This window comes from Xanthobacter tagetidis, assembly GCF_003667445.1.
In the GTDB taxonomy this organism is placed as follows: Bacteria; Pseudomonadota; Alphaproteobacteria; order Rhizobiales; family Xanthobacteraceae; genus Xanthobacter; species Xanthobacter tagetidis.
Genome location: NZ_RCTF01000029.1, coordinates 1 through 25,673 on the forward strand (window position 1 = coordinate 1; position 25,673 = coordinate 25,673).

The window sequence follows — 25,673 nt, forward strand, 5'->3', positions numbered from 1 at the left end:
ACCTTCGGGCGTCACCTGAAGCGTCACAGGCGGGAGCGTCGCGCGCTCCTGGCGTCCGGTGGCGAGGTTCCACCAGCCCACCTCGATCGCCGGCAGCGTGAAGGCGCCGGGCCGCGTCGGCACCACGGAGACGGTCTCGACCAGTTCCGCGCCGCTCTCGCCCTCGATGGTGACCCGGCCGGTCTGGCTGTCGTCCTGGTACTGGCGCACGCCGTCCACCTCCGCCACGGGCAGCGGCGGCAGCTGGTTGGGGCTCGCCCCGCGCGCCTTGAGGCGGAGGGTGCGGGTCAGCGTCGCGCCGACCCTGGCGCGCTCCGGCGGGGCGGACCAGTCCTGCGTCAGGCTCACCGCCCGCGCCGGCAGGAACCAGCCCTGCGCGCCCTCGGGCCGCGGCTTCACCTCGATCGTCACCGGCCGCGCCTGGAACGAGGCGTCCTCGCTCTGGAGCTGGGGGACGTTGCCGCGGCCGAGCAGGTTCGACATGGACGAGGCGGCGGGGCTGGTGCGCGCGGGCAGGGTGACGTTCACCGTCAGCGGCTCGATCTCGATCCGCCCGCTCTTCTGCGGCTGCATCAGGAAGCTCTGCTCGATGACGCCGTAGCGCTTGCCGCCGATGGTGCGGAAATAGACCCGCTGCTTGCCCTCGGGGGTGAACGAGGCGCCGTCCGCCTTGAGGTCGCCGAACCGGCCTGAGCGCATGCCGATGCTGTCGAAGATGCGGATCGACACCGGCACCAGGCTCTGGGCGTAGGGGGCGGCATCGCCCGCGTCCACGCGCACGAACAGGCCGCCAGCCTCCGCCGGCGGCTCGACCGGCAGGGCCGGCAGCACCTGCACCTTGAGCGGGGCGGAGGTCTGGCCCTTCACGGTGAGGCCGGGCACGGTGAGGACGCCGGTGCGCTTCGGCGCCAGCGTCATGATCCATTCGTTCACGTCCACCGGCCGGCCGCCCACGTCGTCGGAGCGGCTGCGCCGGGTGCGATCGACGATCTCGAAGTCCTTCGTCAGGGGCGAGAGGTCCGGCGGCTCGCGCCCGTCGCCGCCGGACAGGCTGAGCACGTAGTTGAAGGTCTCGTTGGCGCCCATGAAATCGTGGTCGACGGAGCCGGTCAGCAGCGCGGCGCGGGCGGCGGGCGCGGCCAGCACCAGGGCGAGGGCGAGCGCGGCGGCGCCAAGGCCAACGGCGTGGCGCATTGCGCGGCCCATTGCACGGCTCTTGGCGCGGCTCTTGGCGCGGCTCATTGCGGCGCCGTCCCCGGCTGCGCTGCGCCGAAATAGTGGGTGCGGATGCGTGCGCGCAGGAGGCCTACCGGATCGTCCGGCACCATGCGCAGCATCTGCTCCTTGGTCTGGTCCTCCTCCGCCTTGGCGCGGGCGAGCGCCGCCGCGGCCCCCGGCGGCAGCGCCTCGGGCGGGGGCGGCGCGCCCGCCTGCTGGCCCGGCGGCGGCTGCTGGGGTGGCGCAGGCGGGGAAGGAGGCTGTCCGCCGGCCTTCTGCGGGTCGGGCTTCTGCGGGTCCGGCTTGGCCGGGTCGGGTTTCGCCGGCTCAGCCTTCTGCGGCTCCGGCTTCTGCGGCTCCGGCTTGGGGGGCTCCGGCTTGGGCGGGGACTGGTCCGCCTGGTCCTTGCCGGGCTCCTTCTTGTCCGGGTCCTTGCCGTCGTTCTTCTTGTCCTGGCCGCTGTCCGGCGGCTTGCGGTCGCCGTCCTGCTTCTGCTGATCTTTGGCCTGATCTTTGGCCTGATCTTTGGCCGGGTCGGGCTTCTGCTGGCCGTCCTTGCCCTGGCTGTTCTTGTCGTTCTGGCCGTTCTGGCCCTGCTGGTTGTTCTTGTCCTGACCGCCGCCCCCCTGACCGCCACCACCCTGCTGCTTCTGCTGCTCCTCCTTCTCCTTTTCCAGGAGCTTGCGCAGCAACTCGCGGTTATAGGCGGCGTCCTGGTGCTTCGGGTCGGCCTCCAGCGCCTTGTCGTAGGCGGCGATTGCGTCCTCCAGCCGGCCGGCGCGGGCGAGGGCGTTGCCGCGATTGTAGTCGGCGCCGGGGACGCGGGCGTAGGCCTCCGCCGCCGCCGCATGGTCGCCCGCGCGGTAGAGCGCGGCGGCGCGCCAGGCGGGGTCCTCGAACGCCTGGGCGGCCGCGCCATAGTCCTGCCGGGCGAAGGCGTCGGCGCCCTGCTGGTCCGGGGTCCGCCACAGGTCGCGCCAGCCCTGCGCCGAGAGCGCGTCGGCGGCGCGCGCGGGGCCGCTCAGCGGGACGCCGAGCGGCAGCGCGGCGAGGAGCAGCACCGCGATCCAGCCGCGCCGGAAGGCGAGCGGCGCGATCAGCAGCACCGCGAGCAGCAGATAGGGCCCCATGTCCTCCCAGGTGTCGGCGGACAGGCCGCTCTGCTTGAGCAGGTCCTCCACCGGCCGGGCGAGGCTGGCCGCGAAGATGCGGTCGAGGTCCGTGCCGTCCACCCGCGCCGGGGTGAACAGCCCGCCGCCCGCCGCGGCGACGCGGGCGAGGCCGGCGGCGTCGAGCCGCGTGGTGACGGCGGTGCCGTCCTTGGTGCGCAGCGGCGTGCCGTCATAGATCAGATAGGGCGTCTCCGCCGTGCCGCCGACGCCGATCACGTTCACCTGGTAGCCCGCCTTGGCCGCCGCGGCGGCTGCGGCCTCGGTGCGCCCGGCATCGTCGCCGGGGCCATCGGTGATGACGACGATCCGCCCCACCGGGGCGTCGGCGCCGTGCAGCAGCTCCACCGCGCGGGCGATGGCGAGGTCCGGGCGGTCGTTCAGCACCGGCATCAGGTCGGTGGCGAGCTCCGGCACCATCAGGCCGATGACGCGGGCATCCTCGGTGAGCGGGGCGGCCACGAACGGCCGGTCGGAATAGATCACCAGCCCCATCTGCCCGCCGCGCATGCGCTGCAGGATGTCCGCCACCTTGTGGCGGGCGGCGCCGAAGCGGGTCGGGCTCTGGTCCTGCGCGTTCATGGACTGGGCGAGGCTGAGCACGATCACGGTGGGGTCGCGCCGGTCGAGCGTCGGGGTGGGCAACTGGCGCCAGGCCGGGCCGGCCATGGCGAGGCTCGCCAGCACCCAGCCGAGGAGCAGCGCCGCCACCGGCCATTTGCGCGTGCCGCGCTCGGCCCCGAGCGCCAGGTGGCGCAGCAGATGGGCGTCCACCAGCCGGCCCCAGGCATTGGCGCCGGTGCCGATGCGCCGCCAGGCGAGCACCGCCACCAGCACCGCCGGCACCAAAGCGAGCAGCCATTCCGGCCGCAGGAAGTGGAAGCCCGCCGGGATCATAAGCGCGCGGCCTCCCCGGCGTCGGGCGCTGCATCCGCCGCCGGGCGGCCGGAGAAGCGCGGGCGGGCCAGCACCGCGCCAAAGATCAGGCTCAGCACCAAGGCGGCGCCCAGCGGCCACTGGAACAGCGACACGGTGGGCGTGAGGTAGAGCGGGTCGCCCGCCACCGGCTCCATGCGCTCGATGTCGTCATAGATGGCGGCGAGGCCGCGCCCGTCGCGGGCGCGGAAATAGCGCCCGCCGGTGAGGTCGGCGATCTTCTGCAGCGTCTCCTCGTCGAGGTCGGCGGAGGGGTTGACCACCCGCTGGCCGAAGCCGATGCCGCCCGGCAGCCGGTCGGCGCCCACCCCGATGGTGTAGATTTTCACCCCGGCCTGGCGCGCCAGCTCCGCGGCGTCCATGGGGTCGAGCACGCCGGAATTGCTGGCGCCGTCGGTGAGCAGGATCAGCACCCTTTGGCCCTCGGGCCGCGCCCGGAGCGTCTTCACGGCGAGCGCGAGCGCATCGCCGATGGCGGTTTCCGGCCCGGCGAGGCCGATGCTGGCGCTGGCGAGCAGCTCGCGCACCACGTTGCGGTCGAAGGTCAGGGGCGCCTGGAGATAGGCCCGGCTGCCGAACAATATGAGGCCCACCCGGTCGCCCTTGCGGCGGGCGAGGAAGTCGTCGACCACCGACTTCACCACCGTGAGCCGGTCGGCGACCAGCGGCCCGCCGAGCGCGAGGTCGTCGCGCGCCATGGAGCCGGAGAGGTCCACCGCCATCATCAAATCGCGCCCGGCCACTGGGATCGCCACCGGCTGGCCGAGATAGGCCGGGCGCGCCGCCGCCGTCACCAGCAGCGCCCAGATGAGCCAGAGCAGCAGCAGCCGGAGCGCCTTCGCGCGGCGCGCGCCGCGGGCGGCGAGGCCGGCGGCGGCGAGGTCGGCATAGAACGGCACCTTGAGCGCGCCGGAGCGGGTCTGCCGGGCATGCGGCATCAGCCACCGCATCACCAGCGGCACCGGCAGGAGCGCGAACGCCCAGAGCCACTGGAACGCGATCATGCGTTGCTCCGCAGCCAGCGGTGCACGCTTTTCACCACCACCGCCCGGTCGATGCGGTCGGCGTCCGGCAGGCCCGGCGGCAGATAGGGCGCCTGCGCCACGAAGGCGCGCACCTCCTCCGGCAGGCCGGACTTGCCGTCGCCCAGCACGCGCTGCCAGTCCGCGCCGGTGAGCGCGGCCGCCTGGGGCTTCCCCGCGCGCGTCACCAGCACGCGGCGCATGAGCAGGGTCGCCTCGGCGGCAACCGCACGCGAATCCTGGAAGCGCGCATGGTCGCGGGCGATGGCGTCGAGCGCGCGGGCAGCCTGGTAGGCGAGCGTCTGGCGGCGGCGCCATTCGAGCACGCCCGCCACCGCCGCAAGCAGCAGCACCAGCCCGGCGAGCACCCACCAGCCGGGCGCGAGCGGCCACCAGCCCACCGGGTCGGGCAGATGGATGTCGCGCAGCGCCGCCATGGGATCGAACGGCGCGTCACGGTCGAACACCGGCGCCGTCGGCTGCCCGAAGGGCGAGGAAATTGGCGTGTCCGTCATGCCGCCGGGCTCCGCGCCGGCGCGCGGGCGCGCCCCATGCGCTCGGGATGGAGCGCCTCCTTCAGGTCGCAGCCGGTCTCCAGCGGCACGAAGGCCATGCCGCGCTGGTGCGCCGCATGCTCCACCGCCGCCCGGCGCTCGGCGAAGCGTCGGGCATAGGCGGCGCGGGTGTTCGCCGCGTCGGCGTCGAGGATGGCGACGGCCGAGCCGTCCGAGATCGGATAGGCGCCGCGCTCGGGCATGGCCGCCTCCAGGCGATCATGGACGAACAGGTTGGTCACCTGGGACTGCAGCGCGAGCCGGCCCAGCTCGCGGGCCGCCGCCTCGTCGAAGTCGTGGAAGTCGCTGACAAGGAAGATCAGCGTGCCCGGCCGCGCCGCCGCCCGCAGCCGCAGCAGCGCGTCGGCAAGGCGCGGCTCCTCCTTCGGGATCGGCTGGCCGAACCCCTCGCGGGTGCCGTCGGCCAGCGCTTTCATGAAGCGAAGCAGGCCGGTGCGGCTGCGCTCCGGCCGGTGCGAGGCGACGGAGAAGGGGGTGATGACCACGCCGCCCACCCGGTCGCCCTCGGCGGCGCAGGTCCAGCCCAGCATCGCCGCCGCCCGCGCCGCCAGCACCGACTTGAAGCAGTCACGCGTGCCGAAGCGCATGCGCGCGCGCATGTCGGCGAGGATCAGCACCGGCCGCTCGCGTTCCTCCTGGAACAGCTTGGTGTGGGTGCGGCCGGTGCGGGCGGTGACGCGCCAGTCGATGGTGCGGATGTCGTCGCCCGGCTGATAGGCGCGCACCTCGTCGAACTCCATGCCGCGGCCGCGGAAGGCGGAGCGGTAGCCGCCGAGCTGGCGCGTGCGCACCCGCGTGCCGGGCGAGAAGCTGCCGGCGTCCCCGCCGGGGCGGGCGGCGATCAATTCGTCGAGCCCGGCGATGAGGCCGTAGGAGGCAGGCTTGCGGTTCTCGCTCATCGACCCCCCGCGCCCGCGCTCAGCTCACCGGCACGCGGGCGAGGAGCAGGTCGAGGAACCGGTCGGTGTCGAGCCCGTCCGCCTGCGCCTCGAAGGTCAGCAGCACCCGGTGGCGCAGGGTCGCCTTGGCGATCGCCTGCACGTCCTCGGGGGTGACGTAGTCGCGCCCGCGCAGCCAGGCATGGACCCGGGCGCAGCGGTCGAGCGCGATGGTGCCGCGCGGGCTGGCGCCGAACGCCACCGTGCCGGCCAGCTCGTCGCCGTAAAGCTCGGGGTTGCGGGTCGCGAACACGAACTGGAGCAGATATTCCTCCACCGCCTCCGACATGTAGGTGGCGAGCGCCTGCTGGCGCGCCGCGAAGATGGTGGCCTGCGGCAGCGGCTCGCCGAACGAGACCACTTCGCCGGTCTGCTCGCCGCGCACGAGGCGCAGGATGGCGCGCTCGGCGGCAAGGTCGGGGTAGCCGAGCTTCACCTGCAGCAGGAAGCGGTCGAGCTGCGCCTCGGGCAGCGGATACGTGCCCTCCTGCTCGATCGGGTTCTGCGTCGCCATGACCAGGAACAGCTTCGGCAGCGCATAGGTCACGCCGCCCACCGTCACCTGCCGCTCGGCCATGGCCTCCAGGAGCGCCGCCTGCACCTTGGCAGGGGCGCGGTTGATCTCGTCGGCGAGGATGAAGTTGTGGAACACCGGGCCGGGCTGGAAATTGAAGCTGCCGTCCTCGGGCCGGTAGATGTCGGTGCCCGTGAGGTCGGAGGGCAGGAGGTCCGGCGTGAACTGGATGCGCTGGTCGTCGCAGTCGATGGCCTTCGCCAGCGCCTTGATGGCCTTGGTCTTGGCGAGGCCCGGCGCGCCCTCCACCAGGAGGTGGCCGTCCGCCAGCACCGCCACCAGCAGCAGCTCCACGAACGCCCGCTGGCCGAGGATGCAGCTGTTCATGTAGTCCGCCAGCCGCAGGAAGGCGCGCCGCAGCCCCTCGGCGTCGTGCGACGCGGCGGCGCGGGCGGCGTCGCGGGCGAAGGCGGGGTCGTGGCTCGAATTCATCGCGCAGGTCTGGTCCAGAGGATTTGGGCGTCGGTCGCAGAGCTTATACCGCTACAGACGGGGCGCCGCGCAAGCGGTCGCGCCCTTCCCACGGCAGGCCGATTGAACGGATCGGCCTTTTTGTCGCGGCTCCGTGGCCGAATTCGGTCCGCGCGCCGGCAAAAGCGGGGGGCGCCGGCTCCGCCCGCACGCCGCCGGCCGCCGGGCGAAAGTCCGGCACGCATCAACATGCCGTTGCGGAATATCCGAGGGCGACGGTCCGCTCGAACGCGGGTGGCACATGAACCCCACCGGGTCGGCGGAAGGCGCGCCCGAGCCCATCCTGCCTGCCACCGATGTCGGCCCGCGCTGTGGCCGCACGCGCGGTCCGGCCGTGATCCTCGCAGGCAACGGAATGCCGCGCTTGTGATCGTCCATGGGCTGGCGGACGCAGGATGCGCCGGGGCGCGCGCCAGTGCGGGCCCATGCGCGCCCCATTGTCGGCCGCCCCTGGGGGTCTATAAGGCCACATGCCTGCCCTTGACGATTCCGCTCACGCCTCCTCCACCCGCGCGCCGACCGATGTGCTGCGCCATGTGTTCGGCTTCGAGCGCTTCCGCGGCCGGCAGGAGGAGATCGTCGCCCATGTCTGCGCCGGCGGCGATGCGCTGGTGCTGATGCCCACCGGCGGCGGCAAGTCGCTGTGCTATCAGGTGCCGGCGCTGGTGCGGCCGGGAACGGCCATCGTCGTCTCGCCGCTGATCGCGCTGATGCACGACCAGGTGCAGGCCCTGCGCCAATTGGGCGTGAAGGCGGCCATGCTCAATTCCTCGCTGGCGCCCGGCGCGGCGCGGCAGGTGGAGCGCCAGCTCGCCATGGGCGAACTGGACCTGCTCTATGTCGCCCCCGAGCGGCTTCTCACCGAGAGCTTCCTGACCCTGCTCGGCGGAGCGCGGATCGCGCTGTTCGCCATCGACGAGGCGCACTGCGTCTCCCAGTGGGGCCACGACTTCCGGCCGGAATACCGCCAGCTCACGGTGCTGCACGAGCGCTTCCCCGGCGTTCCGCGCATCGCGCTCACCGCCACCGCGGACGGGCCGACCCGGCGCGAGATCGTCGAGCGGCTGGCCCTGGAGGAGGGCAGGGTGTTCCTGTCCTCGTTCGACCGGCCGAACATCCGCTACCGCATCGCGCCCAAGAACAATCCGCGCGCCCAGCTGCGCGCCTTTCTCGACGACCACGAGGACGAGGCGGGCATCATCTATTGCATGAGCCGGGCGAAGGTGGAGGCCACCGCCGAGATGCTGGCGACCGAGGGGCGCACGGCGCTGCCCTACCACGCCGGCCTCGACGCCGAGACCCGCGCCCGCCACCAGGACCGCTTCCTCAAGGAGGAGGGGATCATCATGGTGGCGACCATCGCCTTCGGCATGGGCATCGACAAGCCGGACGTGCGCTTCGTGGTCCATCTCGATCTGCCGAAGAGCATCGAGGCCTACTACCAGGAGACCGGCCGCGCGGGCCGCGACGGCCTGCCCTCCGAGGCGCTCCTGCTCTACGGCCTGGAGGATGTGGCGAAGCTGATCCAGTTCGTCGATTCTTCCGACGCCCCGGATGCCAGGAAGCGCGTGGAGCGGGCGAAGCTCGATGCGCTGCTGGGCCTCGCCGAGACCGCCCGCTGCCGCCGGCAGGTGCTGCTCTCCTATTTCGAGGAGGACCTGCCGCAGCCCTGCGGCAATTGCGACACCTGCCTCTCGCCGCCCAAGACCTTCGACGGCACCGAGGCGGCGCGCAAGCTCCTGTCCTGCGTCTACCGCACCGGCGAGCGCTTCGGGGCGGGGCATGTGATCGACGTGCTGCTGGGCCAAGCCACCGAGAAGGTGGCGAAGTTCGGCCACGACAAGATTTCCACCTTCGGCATCGGCAAGGCGTTTTCCCGCGACGAGTGGCGCGCGATCGTGCGCCAGCTCGTGGCCATGGGCCTTCTCGTGGTGGACGTGGAGGGCCATGGCGCGCTCGGCCTGTCGGAAAAGTGCCGGCCGGTGCTGCGCGGCGAGGAGAAGGTCGAGCTGAAGGCCGAGGCCCGCGCCCGCCCGGCCCGAACCGGCGGCGGCGAGCGGGCGCCGCGCGCCCAGCTCTCCGACCCCGAGGACGAGGCGCTGTTCCTCCGCCTGAAGGCGCTGCGCCTGGAGATCGCCCGCGCCCAGGGCGTGCCGCCTTACGTCATCTTCCACGACACCACCTTGATGGAGGTGGCGCGCGTGCGCCCGCGCTCGATCGCCGCCTTCGGCGACATCTCCGGCGTCGGCGAGGCGAAGCTCGAGCGCTACGGCAACGCCTTCCTCGCGGTGGTGGACGACGGGTGAGGGCAGGCTGGCGCCGGGCCGCGAAACAGGCGACGGTGCGGCAGACAGGAACCCATGACCACGCCTCCGAACACGCCCACGCCCGCCGGCCCCGCTTTGGTTCTCCCGCTTGCGGAGATTGCTGCCCTGCTGCCGGAGCGGGGGGCGCTGCTGGGGCTGGACCTCGGCACCAAGACCATCGGGGTGGCCTCGTGCGATCCCGCTAGGCGCATCGCCACCACGGTGGAGACGGTGAAGCGCACCAAGTTCACCGCCGACGCCCTGCGCCTCATTGCGCTGGCGGATGAGCGGCGGGCGGTGGCATTCGTGCTCGGCCTGCCGCTGAACATGGACGCCAGCGAGGGGCCGCGCGCCCAGGCGAGCCGCGCCTTCGCGCGCAATTTCGCGCGCCTGTCCGGCCGGCCCATCGCGCTGTGGGACGAGCGGCTCTCCACCGTCGCGGTGGAGCGGGCGCTGATCTCGGCCGACATGAGCCGGGCCAAGCGCGCCGCCGTGGTGGACCAGCACGCCGCCCTGTTCATCCTGGAGGGAGCGCTCGACTTCCTCGCCCGGGTGCGCGCCGCGACGCCTGGCGATCCACCTGCGGACGCATCGCCGAACGAAGGGTGATCGCGCGGCGGCGGCCGATTCGGTCATGCTCCGTACCGCTGCCGTTCCGCCGCAGCATCGGGTTGCGTCCTGAAACGGGACGCGCCCGCCTTGCCGCACCGCGCGGGAACGAAGCGGCATCGCGGCGCCGCCGCCGATTCGGTCACGCTCCGTGCCGCTCCCGTTCCGCCGCGCCGCGGGCGCGCGTGCCGAAATGGGATCGGCCGGCAAAAGGGGAAACAGGACGGTTTCCTTCCGTCCGCGCCGCCTCTATGACGGGGCGCTCCGGGAGCCGCCCGCGCTCCCGCCCTTTGTGCGTGCCATGTCCGTCATCCTCACCGCCCTCGTTCCGGTCTTCCTCATCATCGCCCTCGGCGCGGCGCTGCGGCGCGTGCTGCTGAAGGACCCGATGCACTGGGCCGGGCTGGAGCGGCTCACCTATTTCGTGCTGTTCCCGGCGCTGCTGGTGGTCTCGGCGGTGAAGGCTGACCTCTCCAAGGTCAACGTGCTGGCGGTCACCGGCACGCTGCTCGGCGCCGTGCTGATCCTCTCCGTCACCCTGGTGGCGCTGAACCGGCCGATCATGGCGCTGTTCAAGCTGGACGGGCCGGCCTTCACCTCGCTCTACCAGGGCTCGTTCCGCTGGAACACCTACATCGCGCTCGCGGTGGCGGGCGGCCTCTACGGCGCGGAGGGCATCACCGTCGCGGCCGTGGCGCTGGTGGCGATGATCCCGTTCCTCAACGTGATCGCGGTGGTGGTGCTGGCCCACTTCGCCGGGCGCGAGCCGCCCACGGTCAGCGGCGTCCTGCGGCAGCTGGCGCAGAACCCCTATATCTCGGCCTGCCTCATAGGCGCCGCCATCAACTATGCGGCCATCCCGATCCCGGCGGTGGTGCTGGAGTTCGGCGACGTGCTGGGGCGCGCCTCGCTGGCCGTGGGGCTGCTGGTGGTGGGGGGCGGCCTGTCGATCTCGCAGCTCGCGCGGCCCAAGCCCGCGGTCTATTTCGCGAGCGTGCTCAAGCTGCTGGTGAAGCCCGCCATCGCCATCGCCATCGGCCTGTGGGCTGGCCTGACGCCGATCGAGCTGGCGGTGGTGGTGGTGACGGCCTCGGTGCCCTCGGCGCCGGCCGGCTACGTGCTGGCGCGCCAGATGGGCGGCGATGCCGCGCTGCTGGCGGAGATGCTTACCGTGCAGATCCTCGCCGCCGCCGTCACCATGCCGCTCATGGTCGGGCTGGCGCAATCGCTGTCGCACTGAGCGCGCGGAAGCGCGCTCAGCACGTGCATTGGCGCGCGGAAGCGCGCTCAGCACGATGGATTGGCGCGCGGAAGCGCGCTCGGCAGACGCGCAACGCGCCTGAACCCTGCTCAGCAGGGCGACCAGTAGCCGTAGCCGCGCCCGTCGGTCTGCACCCAGCACTGGCGCGGGCCGGGGCGGGCGGGCGGCTCCAGATAGACCACCGGCGGCTCCTGATAATAGACCGTCGGCGGCGGCGGGGGCGGTGCCGCCACGGCGCCCGCGATCGCCGCGCCGCCGAGGATGCCGAGCGCGATGCCGGCGCCCACCGCCGCGCCGTTGCTCGGGCCGCAGTTCCAGCAGCCGCCATACCAGCGGCCGCGATACCAGTAGCCCACCGGCGTCGCTCCGGCCGCTGCCGGAGCCAGGATCGCCGCGCCGGAGCCGATGCCCGCCGACACGGCCGGCGTGGTCGCGCCGGCCAGGGCCGCGGCGGCGAGCGTTGCGGCGAGGATGCCGGTCTTCGACAGTTTCGTCAGATGCGCCATGGAGCATACTCCCAACACGACGGGTCCAGGATCTGACCGGCAGCGGCGCCCGCCCACGGTCAGCCATCCTTCCTTTCAGCGTGGCGGAAATCCGTGAATCCAATCTTGCGGGATCGTGGCGCAGCCAAGGTTCTTCCGTGGCGGCAGCGGGTCCGCGGTTTCGGCGCAAAAGCCGCGGATCGCCCCGTTGAAAAAACGGACATTCGTTTTATTCTTTGGCCGCGACCGCCTGCCGTCCCGCGTTCGGGCCGGGGTGGGACCGGCCGGAACCGCCCGGACGGTGGCGCCCTGCCGCGGGAGCGGCTCGCGCCGCGTCCGCAGGCGCGCCATAAAGGGTGAGGGAGGAACCACGAAGATGCTGCCCAACAGCCAGCCCATGTTCGATTTCAATCTCGGCGAGACCGCCGACATGCTGCGCGACACCGTGCGCGACTTCTCCCAGGCCGAGATCGCCCCGCGCGCCGCCGAGATCGACCGCACCAACGAATTCCCGCGCGATCTGTGGCCGAAGCTCGGCGCGCTCGGCCTGCTCGGCATCACGGTGGAGGAGGAGTATGGCGGCTCCGGCCTCGGCTACCTTGAGCACGTGATCGCCATGGAGGAGGTCTCCCGCGCCTCCGCCTCGGTGGGCCTGTCCTACGGCGCGCACTCGAACCTGTGCGTCAACCAGATCCGCCGCAACGGCTCGCAGGCGCAGAAGGCGAAGTATCTGCCCAAGCTCATCTCGGGCGAGCATGTGGGCGCGCTCGCCATGTCGGAGCCGGGAGCCGGCTCGGACGTCGTCTCCATGCGCACCCGCGCGGAGAAGAAGGGCGACCGCTACGTCCTCAACGGTTCGAAGATGTGGATCACCAACGGCCCCTGCGCCGAAACCCTGGTGGTCTACGCCAAGACCGACCCGTCCGCCGGCCCGCGCGGCATGACCGCCTTCCTGATCGAGAAGGGCTTCAAGGGCTTCTCCACCGCCCAGAAGCTGGACAAGCTCGGCATGCGCGGCTCCGACACCGGCGAGCTGGTGTTCGAGGATTGCGAGGTGCCGGAGGAGAACGTGCTCGGCGGCGAGGGCCGGGGCGTCAACATCCTCATGAGCGGCCTCGACTATGAGCGCGCGGTGCTGGCCGGCGGCTGCACCGGCATCATGCAGGCCTGCATGGACGTGGTGCTGCCCTACGTCCACGAGCGCAAGCAGTTCGGCCAGCCCATCGGCACCTTCCAGCTGATGCAGGGCAAGATCGCCGACATGTACGTGACCATGAACGCCACCAAGGCCTACGTCTATTCCGTGGCCCAGGCCTGCGACCGGGGCGCCACCACCCGCGAGGACGCCGCCGGCGCCATCCTCTATGCGGCGGAAAAAGCCACCTGGATGGCGCTGGAGGCGATCCAGACCCTGGGTGGCAACGGCTACATCAACGACTATCCCACCGGCCGCCTGCTGCGCGACGCCAAGCTCTACGAGATCGGCGCCGGCACCAGCGAGATCCGCCGCATGCTGATCGGCCGCCAGCTGTTCGACAAGACCGCCTGACGCCACCCCATGACATCGTGAGCCGCCGCCCCTTCGCAAATGCGAAGGGGCCGGCTATTGATGGCCGCCTTCCCGTGGCGCCGGACGCGCCGGAACATGGAGGCGCGCCCGATGGACTTCTTCGCGGTCTCGAAGATTTTCTGGTTCCTGGTGGCGCCGTCGAACCTCCTGGTGCTCCTCGCCGCGCTGGCGCTGATCCTGATCGCCTTCGGCGCGTGGCGCTTCGCGCGCGTGCTCTTTGCGGCGAGCGTGCTCGGCCTGCTGGTGTTCGGCTTCTCGCCGGCCGGCAACTACATCTATTTCCCGCTGGAGGAGCGCTTCCCGCTGTTCAAGGACGACGGGCGGCCGGTCGACGGCGTCATCATGCTCGGCGGGGCGGAGGTGCCGGAGGTGGGGCTGGCGCGCGGCGTTCCCGCCTTCGCCGATGCCGGCGAGCGGGCGATTGCCTTCGCCGACCTCGCACGGCGCTATCCTGAGGCGCGGCTCGCCTTCGTCGGCGGCTCCGGCAAGCTCGCGGGCGAGGAAGGGGCGGAGGCGAAGATGATCCGCGCCAGCCTGCCCGATCTCGGCATCGCGGCGTCCCGCGTGGCGTTCGAGGACAAGTCCCGCAACACCGAGGAGAATGCGGTGTTCGCCAAGGCGCTGCTGCAGCCGAAGCCGGGCGAGCGCTGGCTGCTGGTCACCAGCGCCGCGCACATGCCGCGCGCCATGGGCTGCTTCCGCCAGGCGGACTTTCCGGTGACCGCCTATCCCGTCGATTTCCGCACCGCCGGCCCGGACGGGCTGTGGGGCAATTTCTCGCGCGCGGCGGTGGGGCTCGACTTCACCGATACGGGCGTGAAGGAGTGGGTGGGCCTGGTGGTCTACTACCTGACCGGCCGCACCGACGCGCTGTTCCCGGCGCCCTGAGCCCTCAGTCGTCGCGCGGCAGGCCCAGGCGGAACACGCCGCGCAGCGTGTCGGGGTCCACCGGCTTGCCTTTCCGGAAGATCATCAGCCGGCCCGCGCGGGCGAGCCGCACCGCCACCCGGCGCACCACCGGCAGCGCGCGCTGCCAGTCGGCCGGCGGCATGAGCGCGCGGGCGGCCTCTTCCGGGCCGATGGTCTTGCCGGGACCGGCCTTGGCCGCCAGCTCCAGGATGGTCGCCTCCATCACCGCCTCGTCCGGCAGGCGCGCGGGCTTCTCTGCGGCGGCTGCGGCGGGGTCCGGGGCGTGCGGGTCTGGGGCCTGGGTCATGGGCGATGGCTGCTCGGCGGGAGGGGCGCGGCGCAAGGCGGACGGCGCATCGGCCATGGGTAGCCAATGCCGCGCCTGCGGCCAAGGGAAAAGCCGCCGCGCCGGCCCAGGCGAGCGTCGGCAGCCGTTGCGGCGCCGCGGTGCTGCGGTGCGGCATGGGCTTTGCCCCGCTATGCGAAATATGTTTGGCCGCAATGCCTCGAGCGCTCTTGCAGCGCGGTTAACAAAGTCCTAATGCTCCCGACCCCGGCGCCCGAATCGTCGATCTGGCGGGCACCGGCTTCAACCAAGCGGGCCGACCGATTTCAATCATGAACCTGTCTCAAGAGCGCACCTGCTGGGGCGTCGCGCGCACTGCGCTCGTCCTGTTTCTCCTCTGCATCCTTCTGGCGTACCTGTTCGGCGGTTTCGATCCGTCGGCGGTGCGGGCAAGCTGAAGCGGGGCGGCGCGCCGGATGCGCCGCCGTCGCGTGGTGAGATAAGGTGAGGCGGACGCTAGGGCCCTGCGACGGACAAGGGGCCGCTCGTGTGATGCCCTGCCGGGGCGGGCGCCCGGATGGCGCAGCGTCCGGCGCGCCCGCAAGTCCTGCTCGGCATCGGACGGTCCGGCAACCGCAGGGCGTTGTTGCCTCCGGCGGCCCAGCGAACCATGATCCCGCCCGGACGTTGGTAGGCGTTTGGCGTCCGAAGAGGTCGAGATCATGAATTTCATCGCCGCCACCCTCGGCATCCTGACCCAGAACGTCACCCTGCCGGGATGGGTCGTGGTCGCCGGTGCCGCCGCGGCGGCAATGGTGGTGTTTCTGCTGCTGGTTCGCGCGGAGCCGATCGAGCGGCCGCTGACCCTGTTCGTGCTGGCCGGCATCCTGCTTGGCGGCATGGCGGTCGGCACGGCGACCTTCAAGGAAATGCAGGTGAACCACGCGGTTTCCGAGGCGCGCGCGCTGGAGATTCGCGCGGCCGATCTCGATGCCGCCGCCGCTGCGGCCAGTCTCGGCTGTCTCAATGCCGACGACGTGCTTTCTGCGGCCTGCGAGACGCTCATATTCGAGAACCCGGACAGGGTCGCCGCCGCCCGGGCGATGTTGCGCGCCCGGTTCGCTCTGGTCGAGGATGGGTTCGAGCTGGTGCGCCGGCGCAAGAACCCGGCGCTTCTCGAGCGCATCGCCGTCTGGCGCCGGCCGTTGGAGCGCGATCCCTACGGCCTCACCGCGGCCATGCTGCTCGACATGCGCAACTGCTCGCCCACCTCCTGTCCCCAGGTGGCCTTCCTCGGCGACGTGCAGCACGTGAACGCGAACATGGCGGCGGGCCGCTATGCGGCAATGGTGGCGAAGTATGCGCCCATATGGGAGCGCAACGCGCGCAACCGCGGCACCGTCGCCGCGCCCACCCGCACCGGTCCGTTCGGCCTTTCCGTGGTCGAGCCCAAGCCTCATGGCGCTGGCGCTCCGGGAGAGGGGGCGCCCGGCGGCGACCCGCCCGCGACGATGAACCTGCCCGTGGAACCGAGAGAATCCGCTCCGGCCGTGGCACCGCCCGCCACCGCGGCGCCCCTGCCGCCTCCGCGACCCCCGGTCTCGGCGACGCCGGCGACACCCGTCCGTCCCCGCCCGCCGGTTCAGCCTCCCCGGGCCGCGCCGCCGCCTCAGGCCGCCCCCGATCCCGCGCCCGAGGCGTCGCCTCCGGCGGCGCAATAGCCGCCCCGGCTCATCCATCGGACGCGAGGTTGAGAGAGCCATGGCGCTTCATCTGCTCAAGCTGTGCGTCGGCGCGGACTCGATCGCCGACCTCGCTGCCTGGATCGCCGAGCGGGGCGCGGCCGCGCAGGCGGCCGGGCGCGTCTACGAGCAGACCCACACCACCCGCATGGTGCCCACCCGCACCGCCGATCTGCTCGGCGGCGGCTCGCTCTATTGGGTCATCAAGGGCCAGCTCAGCGCCCGGCAAAGGCTGCTGGACATCCGGCCGTTCGTGGATGGCGACGGCATCCGCCGCTGCCATCTGGTGCTGGAGCCGGAGGTGGTGCCGGTGGTAGCGCGCCCCTCGCGCCCGTTCCAGGGCTGGCGCTACCTCGCCGACAAGGATGCGCCCGCGGACCTCGGCGCCGGCAGCGCCGGCGCGGACATGCCCGAGGACCTGCGCCGGGAACTGCGCCAGCTCGGACTGCTGTGACCCGCGCCGAAGGCTGACCCCGGCCCGCTCCGCCGGTCATTTTCCGAAGAAAAATGTGCTGCACCGCAACGCCGCGCCGGCGCGACAGCGGGCGGACGCGCGTCGCGACGGTCATATGATGGTGCTGAAGCACCTGCCACGTCCGTCCCAGCCGCCCGGCGGGATCGAGCAAACAGCCAAGAACCAGGATTCAAACGACCACGACGCCGGCGGCCGTGCCAGCCGCTGCGGCGCAAAATACGTGGTTGCACCGCAGCATCATACCCATATTGACTCTTCTGTTCGAGTATCTGAAAAAAAGTTCATGATCGTGAAACAGGCTGAAAACCTCCTCGCCATCCTCGAGCTGTTCGCAGCCGTGCGCCGGCCGCGCACGCTGTCGCAGATCAGCGAGGCGCTGGGCCTGCCGAAATCCTCGACCTTCAATCTCTTGGAGACGCTGGAGGCGAAGGGCCTGATCCACGAGATGCGCGCCTGGGGCGGCTACTACCCCACGCGCCGCCTGCTGGTGCTGGCGCAGGACATCGCCCGCAACGATCCGTTCGTGGACCGCATCCGGCCCGAACTGGTCCGGCTCCAGGAGGAGACCGGCGAGACCGTGCTGCTCGGCCACCGGATGGATGCCGAGATCGTCTATCTCGAAGTGATCGAGAGCCAGCACCCCGTGCGCTACTTCGCCCAGGTGGGCGACCGGCGGCCGGTGCAGGCCACCTCGGTCGGCAAGGCCATCCTCAGCCTCTACGCGCCGGCCGAGCGCGCCCGCCTGTTCGAGACCATCGCCTTCACCAAGTATCGCGACGCGACGCTGCCCGATGCCGCGGCGGTGGAGGCCGACATCCTGGCCTCGGCGCCGCGCGGCTGGTTCGAGAACCTGTCCGAATACACGCCCGACGTGCTCGCCGTCGGCATGCCGCTGGTGATCGACGGCGAGCGGCTCGGCGTCTCGGTGGCCGGACCGAACTTCCGCCTGCTCGACCGCCGGGCGGAGGCCGCCGCCAGCCTCGGCGCCGCGGTCCAGCGCATCCAGCAGCTTTTCGACAAGGGGGCCGACGCCCGATGATCCGACGCATCTCCCTCGCGCTTGCCCGCTACGAGCAGGCGCTCCTGGCGCTCGGCGCCGTGTGCCTGTTCGCGATGATGGTCATCGTCTTCGTGGACGTGGCCATGCGCTATCTGTTCAACAGCCCGCTCGGCTTTTCCTACGATCTGATCTCGCTCTATCTGATGGTGGGCGTGTTCTTCTTCGCCCTTTCCGACACGCTGCGCCACGACGAGCACGTGCGGGTGGACATCCTCTATCTGCGCATGTCCGACGGCCTGCGGCGCCTGTGCGACCGCATCTCCTACGGCCTGAGCGCGGTGCTGTTCGCCGTCATCCTGTGGACCGGCCTCCTGCGCGCCATCGCCAGCACCGCGCAGGGCGAGGTGATGGCGACGCTGATCCCGTGGCCGATCTGGGTCGCCTACTGGATCGTGCCCATCGGCACCGCCCCCATCGTCCTGCTGTGCCTGCTGCGCTTCATCCATCCGCCCGCCAAGGCGCAGCATCCGGCCTGACCGGCCTCGGCACCCGGCGCCCGCCGCCCAACCAAACGAACACGCGTTCCAGGGAGACGTCATGACGTCGTTAGCGATCATCGGCCTGCTGTTCGCGCTGCTCGCCATCGGCATGCCTGTGGGCTTCGCGATGGCGGTCGCCGGCGCGCTCGGCCTGCTTTTCACCGCCGGAACGGCGGCCACCGTCGGCGTGCTGGAGACGACCGCGTTCTCGGTCACCAATTCCTACGAGCTCATCGCCATCCCCATGTTCATCCTGATGGCGGAACTGGTGGTGGCGAGCGGCATCGCCGACGGCCTGTTCCATGCCATGTCGGTGTGGATCGGCCGGGTCAGGGGCGGCCTTGCGGTGGCGACCGCGCTTGCCGGCGCCGGCTTCGGCGCGATCTCGGGGTCGAGCACCGCGTCCGCCGCGGCGCTCTCGGCCACCTCGATCCCGGCCATGACCCGCGCCGGCTACGAGCCGCGCTTCTCCTGCGGCGTGGTGGCGATCTCCGGCACGCTCGCCATGCTGATCCCGCCCTCCATCGCTTTGGTGCTGTACGGCATCATCGCCGAGGTCTCGATCGCGGACCTGCTGATCGGCGGGGTGATCCCCGGCCTGCTCGTCACCTTCGCGATCATCGCCACGGTCTACGCGCTGATCTGGCACGACCCGTCCATCGCCCCCGCGGGGCGCTCCTATTCCTGGAGCGAGAAGCTGGTCGCGCTGAAGCAGGTCGGCCCCATGCTGCTCCTGCTGTTCCTGGTCACGGGCGTGATCTATGTGGGCATCGCCACGCCCACGGAAGCGGCGGCGCTCGGCGCGTTCGGCGCCCTGCTGCTCACCGCGGCGGTGGGCAAGCTGACCTACCCGACTCTGCGCCACGTCCTGGCGCGGTCGGCGCGCGCCACCTGCATGATCCTGATGATCGTCATCGGCGCGCACATCTTCGGCTTCTTCCTGACGCTGACCCAGGTCACGCAGATGACCGTGACCTTCATCACCAGCCTCGACGTGTCGCCCTATGTGGTGATGGCGATGATCATCCTCGTCTACATCATCCTCGGCTGCTTCATGGACCAGCTGGCGATCCTGATCCTGACCGTGCCGATCGTGGTGCCGGCCATCAAGGCCCTCGGCTTCGATCCGGTGTGGTTCGGCGTGATCGTGGTGGTCACCGCCGAGGTCGGCATGGTGACGCCGCCGCTCGGGCTCAACGTGTTCGTCGTCTCCCGCTACAGCGGCCGGCCGCTGGAGGAGATCTTCGCCGGCATCGCGCCGCACGTGGTCGCGCACCTCCTCGTCATCGCCGCGCTCATCGCCTGGCCGGGCCTCGTGCTCTGGCTGCCCAGCACAATGAACTGAACCACCCCTTGGAGGACGCCATGGCCGACACCCCCCGGACCTATCTGGTGCGCGAGAAGGACGTGCGCACCTATTCCCCCGCCAACCATTCCGGCACCGTCAACCGCCGCCTCATCAGCCGCGAGACCGTGGGCGCGGGCCAGCTCGAAATCGTGCTCGGCACCATCGAGAAGGGCCAGGGCGCCCATCCGCACCACCACGATGGCATCGAGCAGGCCTGCTACATCCTCTCCGGCACCGCGCGCGCCGAGGTGGACGGCCAGGTGCTGGAGATGGGGCCGGGCGACACCTGCTTCTTCCCCGCCGGCATGGAGCACGTGTTCATCGCCACCAGCGAGGAGCCGGTGCGCCTGCTCGTGATTTACGCCCCGCCTTATGCCGAGAAGGTCTGAGCAACGACCCGTTCATCTTGAAGGAGGATCACCCATGTCGACCCTGTCCCGGCGCCTCGGCCTTCTGGCCGGCGCCGCCGCCCTCGCCATCGCGGCGCTGCCCGCTTCCGCCGCCGACGTGACGCTGAAGCTCGCCGACTCGCTGCCGGCCGGCCATTCCATCACCAAGAACGCCACCCATTTCTTCTTCGACCGCGTGAAGACGCTCGCCGGCGGCAAGGTGGAGTTCCAGCACTTCCCGGCCGAGCAGCTCGGCAAGGCGAAGGACCTGCTCTCGGTCACCCAGACCGGCCTCGCCGACATCGGCTACATCGTGCCGAGCTACGTCTCCGAGAAGATGCCGCTCGGCGCGGTGGCCGAGCTGCCCGGCGGCTTCGCCTCGTCCTGCGAGGGCGCCAAGGCGTTCTGGTCGCTGGCCAAGCCCGGCGGCCTGCTCGACACGCTGGAGTTCAAGCCCAACGGCGTGCGCGTGCTCTACGTGGTGGCGCTCTCGCCCTACCAGGCGGTATTCTCCGAGAAGGCCGGCTTCAAGAGCTTCGACGACTTCAAGGGCCGCAAGATCCGCTCCAATCCCGGCCCCATGGAGCTCGGCCTGCGCAATCTCGGCGCGGTGCCGATCCGCATGACGCCGCCGGAAATCTTCGACGCCATGACCAAGGGCACCATCGACGGCGCGCTTCTGCCCTTCACCTCCACCGTGTCCTACAGCCTCGACAAGGTGGTGAAGTCATCCACCATCGGGCAGAACTTCGGCACCGTGGGCATCACCTATTCGATCAACCTCAACAAGTGGAACGCGCTGCCCAAGGACGTGCAGGACGCGCTCACCAAGGCGGGCGACGAGACCGTCTCCCACGCCTGCGCGAGGTTCGACACCGAGGAGGGCGAACTCGCCAAGAAGCTCCAAAGCGAAGGCGTGCTGATGGTGAAGTTCACGCCCGAGCAGGAGAAGATCCTCGCCAACAATTTCGACGAGGTCTCCAAGGACTGGGCGGCGAACCTGCAGAAGCGCGGCAAGCCCGCCGACAAGGTGCTGGAGGCGTTCCGCGCCGCCATCGCCGCGCAGCGCTGAGCCCTCCGCCGGGGCGGGGGCCGCAAGCCCCGCCCCGGCGCATTCCTCCCGATGTCCCGGCGCCGTGCCGGGCCGCCACCATGCCGAGGAGCCGAGCCATGGCGGGCCTCTATTTCGAAGACTTCGTCGAGGGCCGGGTGTTCGCCCACGCGATCACGCGCACCATCACCGAATCCGACAACATGATGTTCAGCTGCCTGACCATGAACCCGCAGCCGCTGCACATCGACCGGCACTTCGCCGCCAAGACCGAGTTCGGCCAGCCGCTGGTGAACAGCCTTTTCACGCTCGGCGTGATGATCGGCATCACGGTCGCCGACACCACGCTCGGCACCACCATCGCCAATCTCGGCATGAGCGACGTGCGTTTCCCCAAGCCGGTGTTCCAGGGCGACTCGATCCGCGTCGAGACCACGGTGGTCTCCACCCGCGCGAGCCGCTCGCGGCCCGATGCCGGTCTGGTGGAGTTCGAGCACCGCGCCTTCAACCAGGATGGCGTCGAGGTGGCGGTGTGCCGCCGCCAGGCCTTCATGCGCCGCCGCCCGACCGGAGAGAGCCATGCCGGCTGAGCGCCCCGCGCGGGCCGAGCCGCGCTCCTATCTCTTCGTTCCGGGCGACGCCCCGGACAAGATGGCGAAGGCGTGGGCCGCCGGCGCCGCCGACGCGCTCATCCTCGACCTTGAGGATTCGGTCGCGCCCGAGCGCAAGGACGCCGCCGTCGGCACGGTGCGCGACTTCCTTTCGGGCCGCGGCGAGGGGGGCGGGCCGCTGCTCTTCGTGCGCGTCAACGGCACCGAGCCGGAGCGCGCGCTGCGCGAGATCGCGGCGCTGCCGCTGGCGCCGCTCGCCGGCATCGTCTGGCCGAAGCTCGCGACCATCGCCCAGCTCGCGCCGGTCGCCAGCGCGCTCGACGCGCTGGAGGCGCGGGACGGGCTCGCAAGCGGCCATGTGGGCATCGTCGGCATCGTCACGGAGACCGCCGCGGCCCTGCTCAACGGCGCCGACCTCGGCAAAGGGCATCCGCGCCTGACCGGCTATACCTGGGGCATGGAGGACCTGTCCGCCGAACTCGGCCGCGCGCCGCTGCCCGGCCGCACCGACGCGCAGAAGGTGCTCGCCACCCACGCGCAGCTGTTCTGCCTCCTGACCGCCAACGCCGCCGGCATCACCCCGATCGACGCGGTGGACGCGAACTTCCGCGACCTGCCGGCGCTGGAGGCGGACACCCGCCGAGGCGCGGAACTCGGCTTCCGCTCCCGCATGGCGATCCATCCGGCGCAGATCGCGCCCATTCATGAGGGCCTTGCGCCCGACGCGGCGACGCTCGACTGGGCGCGCCGCGTGCTGGCGCTGGCGGCGGAGAACCCCGGCGCCTCGGCCTTCAAGCTCGACGGGCGCATGGTGGACCGGCCCCACATCCGGACCGCCCAGGCCATCCTCTCTCGGATCAAGGCGCAATGACCCCACTGCTTACCGGCATCCGCGTCGTCGACATCACCTCCATCGTGCTCGGGCCGTTCGCCGGCCAGGTGCTGGCCGACCTTGGCGCCGACGTCATCAAGGTGGAGCCGCTGGAGGGCGAGCTCGCGCGCTCGGTCTATCCGGTCTCGCCGGACGGCATGGGCGCCATGTTCGCCAACAACAACCGCAACAAGAAGAGCCTCGCGCTCGACCTGAAGTCGGCGGCCGGCAAGGAGGTGCTGCGCAAGCTGATCGCCTCTGCCAACGTGCTGCTGCACAACATGCGGGTGGACGCCATCACCCGGCTCGGCTTCGGCTTCGAGGCGGTGAAGGCGATCAACCCGCGCATCATCTACTGCTCGGCCATCGGCTTCGGCCAGGACGGGCCGTATCGCGACCGGCCGGCCTATGACGACGTGATCCAGGCGGCGAGCGGGCTCGCCATGCTGCCGGCCCATGTGGGCGGCACACCGGCCTATGTGCCGAGCGTGGTGGCCGACAAGGTGGCCTCGCTTTATGCGGTCTACGGCGTGCTGGCGGCGGTGGCCGCCCAGGCGCGCGGGCAGATCGAGGCGGTGGACGTGGAAGTGCCCATGTTCGAGAGCCTGGTCGGCTTCCTGCTCAACGAGCACCTCGCCGCCGCCACCTTCTCGGCCGAGCCGAAGGGGGCGGGCTATCACCGCCTGTTCTCGCCCGACCGCAAGCCCTACCGCACCAGTGACGGCTGGGTGGCGGCGCTGCCTTACACCGGCGACCAGTGGCGCCGGCTGCTGGCCGAGATCGGCCGCGCCGACATCGCCGCCGAGCCTTGGTTCCAGGATGCCGGCGAGCGCAGCCGCCGGGTCGCCGAACTCTACCGCGTGCTCGGCGCCGCGGTGCTGGAGCGCTCCACGGCCGACTGGCTGGAGACCTTCGCGCGGCTCGACATTCCCTATTCCAAGGTGAATGACCTCGACGACCTTCTGGCCGATCCGCACCTCAACGCGGTGGGCTTCTTCGAGCCCGGCGCGCTCGCCGAGGCGGGAATCGCCCGCACCCTGCGCCAGCCGGTGGTGTTCCGCGGCGCGCCGCGGGCGCCCGATCGGTCGGCGGTGGCCGTTGGGGCGGACACGGACGGGGTGCTCGCCGGGCTCGGCTATTCCGGCGCCGAGATCGCCGCGCTCAAGGCGTCGGGCGCGGTGGGCGGGGCAGGGGAGGGCGACGATGAGTGATGCCGCGGACACGGGCTGGCCCAAGATCGGCACCGGCTTCCATTTCGAGGATCTGTCGCTCGGCATGCGGTTCCGCACCGCCGGGCGGACCCTCCTGGAGGCGGACCTCGCCGCCTTCTGCAATCTCACCTGGCTCACCGAGGAGCTGTTCACCAACGCGGCCCACCGCACCGGCATGACGCTGCCCGCCGCCGTGGTGCCGGGCTCGCTGGTCTATGCCTTCGCCGAGGGCCTGATGCTGCCCATGATGCAGGACACCGGCCTCGCCTTCCTGGAGGCGGACGTGAAGGTGAAGGGGCCGACCGTGGTGGGCGACACCATCACGGTGTTCTGCGAGGTGGTGGAGGCGCGGCTCACCTCGCGCGGCGACCGCGGCCTGGTGCGGACCTTCAATTCGGTGCGGCGCGCCGACGGCAAAGAGGTGCTGACCTACAATCCCCTGCGGATGATCAAGGTGCGCGGCGCCGCGAAGCCCTGACGGCCCGCGCGATTGCGCGCGCCGGGGGCCGGCGCCACGCTTCCGCCACCTTTCGACCTCTCTGTTCGGCTCGCGCGCGCCTGCCGTTTCGGTAGGTGCGGGTGGGAAGGGCGTCGCCTGGCGGGGTGGGCGCCCCCTCCCGCCGGGCGCCGGACGAGCCGGCGCGCGGCCCGTCATCCTTTGGGAGCTTGAGATGACCTTCCACACCCCGTCTGCCGCGCTGTGCGCGGCGAGCCTGCTCATGGCCGTCCCGGCCCTCGCCCAGCAGCCCAGCCAGGCGATCAGGGAAATCCCCGCCGACAAGGCGAAGCTCACCGGCGCCATGACGGTGGATTACAATTCGCGCGTCGCGCGGCCCTCTACCGGCACCGATCTCTACGAGATCACCGACATGGCGGTCGCCGACCTGATGATCCTCAAGGGCTCGGTGCAGCGCACGCCGGGCAAGAGCCTGACCTATTCGGTGAAGTTCGACGTGGTGAACCCCACGAATCCGAGCCAGATCGCGCGCGAGGTGGCGATCCTGCGCGGCGACCTGCCGATCGACAATTCCGGCCGCTACACCCCGGACGCCGGGCGGCTGCGGCTCGACATCGTCAAGGGCAACCAGACCACCTCCGCCGTCGGCGGCGCGATCCAGGGCCGCAACGTGACGCGCTGGTGGGAGGTGGGCGAGCAGTTCCGCAAGGCGCAGAAGGAGGCCGACAAGGTCTATTCGCGCTACGTGGACGGCAAGGTCGTCTCGATCCAGGTGAAGAACCCCGACCCGCTGCGCTTCGAGCGGGCGCAACTGCCCTCCGGCCCGTTCTCGTTCCTGCCCGAGGTGCGGGTCTCCGGCAATCTCGACTACGACTACGAGCTGGGCAACTGGCTGACCGACCAGAACGGCGTGACCTTCACCTACACGGTGGCCGACCGCTCCATCACCGACCGCGTGGGCGGATCGATCCGCTTCGTGGAAGAGACCGGCACGTTCACCGACAAGGCGGGCAAGAAGAAGCCCTTTACCGGCTATTACGAGTACAACCTGCGCTGGAACGAGCAGGCGGTGCAGAACGACCAGAGCTTCTTCGACGCCTCCGCCGCCCAGGCGCAGGCCGACGCGTTCTTCTCCAACGCCGACCAGACCAAGCCGGGTCTCTATGGCCGCGTCTACTACAATGACAGCGAGGACGGCTGCAAAAGGGTGAAGGGCGAGGACGGCAAGCTCAAGTGCGTCGGCCCGACCCGCTCGGAGATCACCTACGACCTGAAGGCGGAGAAGCTCACCTATGCCCAGCTCTCCAACTGGGTGAAGCTGGAACTGCTGATCCTCGGCCCGCTCACCGACGAGTGAGCAGGGCGCCCCGCGCGCCGCGATGCCCCGGCTTCTCCGGAGGCATCGCCTTCATCCGCTCCGTCGTGCCCTTCCCGCACACCGTCATGCCCCGGCTTGTCCGGGGCATCCACCAGGGGGCGCCGCCTGGACTGTCAGCGCCAGCGCGTGTGCGCCGGTGGATCCCCCGGTCAAGCAACTGTGTTTCAGGCGTTGAATGGCGCGTCGTCTCGGACCATGGCGTTGAGGATGACGATCATCTTCCGCATGACGGCGGCGATTGCGAGCTTGGGTGGCTTTCCGGCGGCGACGAG

The 25,673-nt window shown here is 71.1% G+C and carries 26 protein-coding genes and 1 pseudogene; 18 read left to right on the forward strand and 9 right to left on the reverse strand.

Translation table 11 applies throughout. The features are described from left to right. The 6 genes from D9R14_RS22045 to D9R14_RS22070 all read right to left on the reverse strand — a co-directional run. On the reverse strand, positions 1-1,194 hold a 1,194-nt coding region (locus D9R14_RS22045), incomplete at its 3' end, for a BatD family protein (protein WP_170168706.1). A 44-nt stretch (positions 1,195-1,238) separates the two neighbouring features. Continuing rightward, a complete protein-coding gene (locus D9R14_RS22050; RefSeq protein WP_121625704.1) occupies positions 1,239-3,284 on the reverse strand; it encodes a VWA domain-containing protein in 2,046 nt (681 codons plus the stop codon). Continuing rightward, on the reverse strand, positions 3,281-4,327 hold the full coding sequence (locus tag D9R14_RS22055) for a vWA domain-containing protein (RefSeq protein ID WP_121625706.1): 1,047 nt from the start codon (positions 4,325-4,327) through the stop codon (positions 3,281-3,283). The genes D9R14_RS22050 and D9R14_RS22055 overlap by 4 nt, the downstream gene beginning before the upstream one ends. Beyond that, a complete protein-coding gene (locus D9R14_RS22060; protein ID WP_121625708.1) occupies positions 4,324-4,860 on the reverse strand; it encodes a DUF4381 domain-containing protein in 537 nt (178 codons plus the stop codon). The genes D9R14_RS22055 and D9R14_RS22060 overlap by 4 nt, the downstream gene beginning before the upstream one ends. Further along, entirely contained in the window at positions 4,857-5,819 is a 963-nt protein-coding gene (locus D9R14_RS22065) for a DUF58 domain-containing protein (protein ID WP_121625710.1), read from the reverse strand. The genes D9R14_RS22060 and D9R14_RS22065 overlap by 4 nt, the downstream gene beginning before the upstream one ends. A 19-nt stretch (positions 5,820-5,838) precedes the next feature. Then, positions 5,839-6,759 (reverse strand): AAA family ATPase, encoded by a 921-nt coding sequence (locus D9R14_RS22070; protein WP_210210900.1) that lies wholly within the window; start codon positions 6,757-6,759, stop codon positions 5,839-5,841. A gap of 614 nt (positions 6,760-7,373) precedes the next feature. On the opposite strand from D9R14_RS22070, the gene recQ reads away from it, so the two are divergent. The 3 genes from recQ (at position 7,374) to D9R14_RS22085 (ending at position 11,058) form a co-directional block, all read left to right on the forward strand. Next, positions 7,374-9,209, forward strand: a complete 1,836-nt coding sequence (gene recQ, locus D9R14_RS22075) for a DNA helicase RecQ (protein WP_121625714.1) — start codon at positions 7,374-7,376, stop codon at positions 9,207-9,209. 54 nt (positions 9,210-9,263) lie between these two features. Further along, positions 9,264-9,818 (forward strand): Holliday junction resolvase RuvX, encoded by a 555-nt coding sequence (gene ruvX, locus D9R14_RS22080; protein ID WP_121625716.1) that lies wholly within the window; start codon positions 9,264-9,266, stop codon positions 9,816-9,818. A 301-nt stretch (positions 9,819-10,119) separates the two neighbouring features. Further along, on the forward strand, positions 10,120-11,058 hold the full coding sequence (locus D9R14_RS22085) for an AEC family transporter (protein WP_121625718.1): 939 nt from the start codon (positions 10,120-10,122) through the stop codon (positions 11,056-11,058). A 110-nt stretch (positions 11,059-11,168) separates the two neighbouring features. On the opposite strand, the gene D9R14_RS22090 is transcribed toward D9R14_RS22085, so the two are convergent. After that, positions 11,169-11,585: a hypothetical protein gene (locus D9R14_RS22090; protein ID WP_121625720.1), complete on the reverse strand. Its 417-nt coding sequence runs from the start codon at positions 11,583-11,585 to the stop codon at positions 11,169-11,171. Between the two features lie 355 nt (positions 11,586-11,940). Here D9R14_RS22090 and D9R14_RS22095 point away from each other — a divergent pair, with 355 nt between their 5' ends. Both D9R14_RS22095 and D9R14_RS22100 read left to right on the forward strand, forming a co-directional pair. Further along, entirely contained in the window at positions 11,941-13,113 is a 1,173-nt protein-coding gene (locus tag D9R14_RS22095) for an isovaleryl-CoA dehydrogenase (protein ID WP_121625723.1), read from the forward strand. A 111-nt stretch (positions 13,114-13,224) separates the two neighbouring features. Continuing rightward, positions 13,225-14,022 (forward strand): YdcF family protein, encoded by a 798-nt coding sequence (locus D9R14_RS22100; RefSeq protein WP_121625725.1) that lies wholly within the window; start codon positions 13,225-13,227, stop codon positions 14,020-14,022. Between the two features lie 4 nt (positions 14,023-14,026). Here the strand turns inward: D9R14_RS22100 and D9R14_RS22105 are convergent, their stop codons facing one another. Then, the gene (locus D9R14_RS22105; RefSeq protein ID WP_121625727.1) at positions 14,027-14,350 is read right to left on the reverse strand and encodes a DUF3253 domain-containing protein; all 324 of its coding nucleotides are present in this window, start codon (positions 14,348-14,350) and stop codon (positions 14,027-14,029) included. A 311-nt stretch (positions 14,351-14,661) separates the two neighbouring features. Here D9R14_RS22105 and D9R14_RS23530 point away from each other — a divergent pair, with 311 nt between their 5' ends. The 13 genes from D9R14_RS23530 to D9R14_RS22165 all read left to right on the forward strand — a co-directional run bounded on the left by D9R14_RS23530 (position 14,662) and on the right by D9R14_RS22165 (position 25,380). Next, a complete protein-coding gene (locus D9R14_RS23530) occupies positions 14,662-14,787 on the forward strand; it encodes a hypothetical protein (protein WP_281042040.1) in 126 nt (41 codons plus the stop codon). 264 nt (positions 14,788-15,051) lie between these two features. Next, positions 15,052-16,050, forward strand: coding sequence for a hypothetical protein (locus tag D9R14_RS22110; protein ID WP_147453085.1), 999 nt, complete (start codon positions 15,052-15,054; stop codon positions 16,048-16,050). A gap of 40 nt (positions 16,051-16,090) precedes the next feature. Further along, positions 16,091-16,525, forward strand: a complete 435-nt coding sequence (locus D9R14_RS22115) for a DUF1489 family protein (RefSeq protein WP_121625731.1) — start codon at positions 16,091-16,093, stop codon at positions 16,523-16,525. 304 nt (positions 16,526-16,829) lie between these two features. Further along, complete coding sequence (locus D9R14_RS22120) at positions 16,830-17,585, forward strand: IclR family transcriptional regulator (protein ID WP_170168707.1); 756 nt, start codon at positions 16,830-16,832, stop codon at positions 17,583-17,585. Next, on the forward strand, positions 17,582-18,082 hold the full coding sequence (locus D9R14_RS22125) for a TRAP transporter small permease (protein ID WP_121625735.1): 501 nt from the start codon (positions 17,582-17,584) through the stop codon (positions 18,080-18,082). Before D9R14_RS22120 ends, D9R14_RS22125 begins: the two co-directional genes overlap by 4 nt. Before the next feature lie 61 nt (positions 18,083-18,143). Next, positions 18,144-19,430, forward strand: coding sequence for a TRAP transporter large permease (locus D9R14_RS22130; RefSeq protein ID WP_121625737.1), 1,287 nt, complete (start codon positions 18,144-18,146; stop codon positions 19,428-19,430). Positions 19,431-19,450: 20 nt separating this feature from the next. Next, positions 19,451-19,822 carry a cupin domain-containing protein gene (locus tag D9R14_RS22135; RefSeq protein ID WP_121625739.1) on the forward strand — a complete coding sequence of 124 codons (372 nt, stop codon included), beginning with the start codon at positions 19,451-19,453 and terminating at the stop codon, positions 19,820-19,822. A 34-nt stretch (positions 19,823-19,856) separates the two neighbouring features. Beyond that, on the forward strand, positions 19,857-20,894 hold the full coding sequence (locus D9R14_RS22140; protein WP_170168708.1) for a TRAP transporter substrate-binding protein: 1,038 nt from the start codon (positions 19,857-19,859) through the stop codon (positions 20,892-20,894). A 98-nt stretch (positions 20,895-20,992) separates the two neighbouring features. Continuing rightward, positions 20,993-21,463, forward strand: coding sequence for a MaoC family dehydratase (locus D9R14_RS22145; RefSeq protein ID WP_121625743.1), 471 nt, complete (start codon positions 20,993-20,995; stop codon positions 21,461-21,463). Further along, positions 21,453-22,355 carry an HpcH/HpaI aldolase/citrate lyase family protein gene (locus D9R14_RS22150; RefSeq protein ID WP_170168709.1) on the forward strand — a complete coding sequence of 301 codons (903 nt, stop codon included), beginning with the start codon at positions 21,453-21,455 and terminating at the stop codon, positions 22,353-22,355. Before D9R14_RS22145 ends, D9R14_RS22150 begins: the two co-directional genes overlap by 11 nt. After that, positions 22,352-23,566 carry a CaiB/BaiF CoA transferase family protein gene (locus tag D9R14_RS22155; RefSeq protein WP_121625747.1) on the forward strand — a complete coding sequence of 405 codons (1,215 nt, stop codon included), beginning with the start codon at positions 22,352-22,354 and terminating at the stop codon, positions 23,564-23,566. The genes D9R14_RS22150 and D9R14_RS22155 overlap by 4 nt, the downstream gene beginning before the upstream one ends. Next, positions 23,559-24,044 (forward strand): MaoC family dehydratase, encoded by a 486-nt coding sequence (locus D9R14_RS22160; protein ID WP_121625749.1) that lies wholly within the window; start codon positions 23,559-23,561, stop codon positions 24,042-24,044. The genes D9R14_RS22155 and D9R14_RS22160 overlap by 8 nt, the downstream gene beginning before the upstream one ends. Before the next feature lie 193 nt (positions 24,045-24,237). Then, positions 24,238-25,380, forward strand: coding sequence for a hypothetical protein (locus D9R14_RS22165; protein ID WP_184759429.1), 1,143 nt, complete (start codon positions 24,238-24,240; stop codon positions 25,378-25,380). A gap of 185 nt (positions 25,381-25,565) precedes the next feature. Here D9R14_RS22165 and D9R14_RS22170 read toward each other — a convergent pair. Then, positions 25,566-25,673, reverse strand: a pseudogene (locus tag D9R14_RS22170) (IS110 family transposase); the annotation flags it as partial.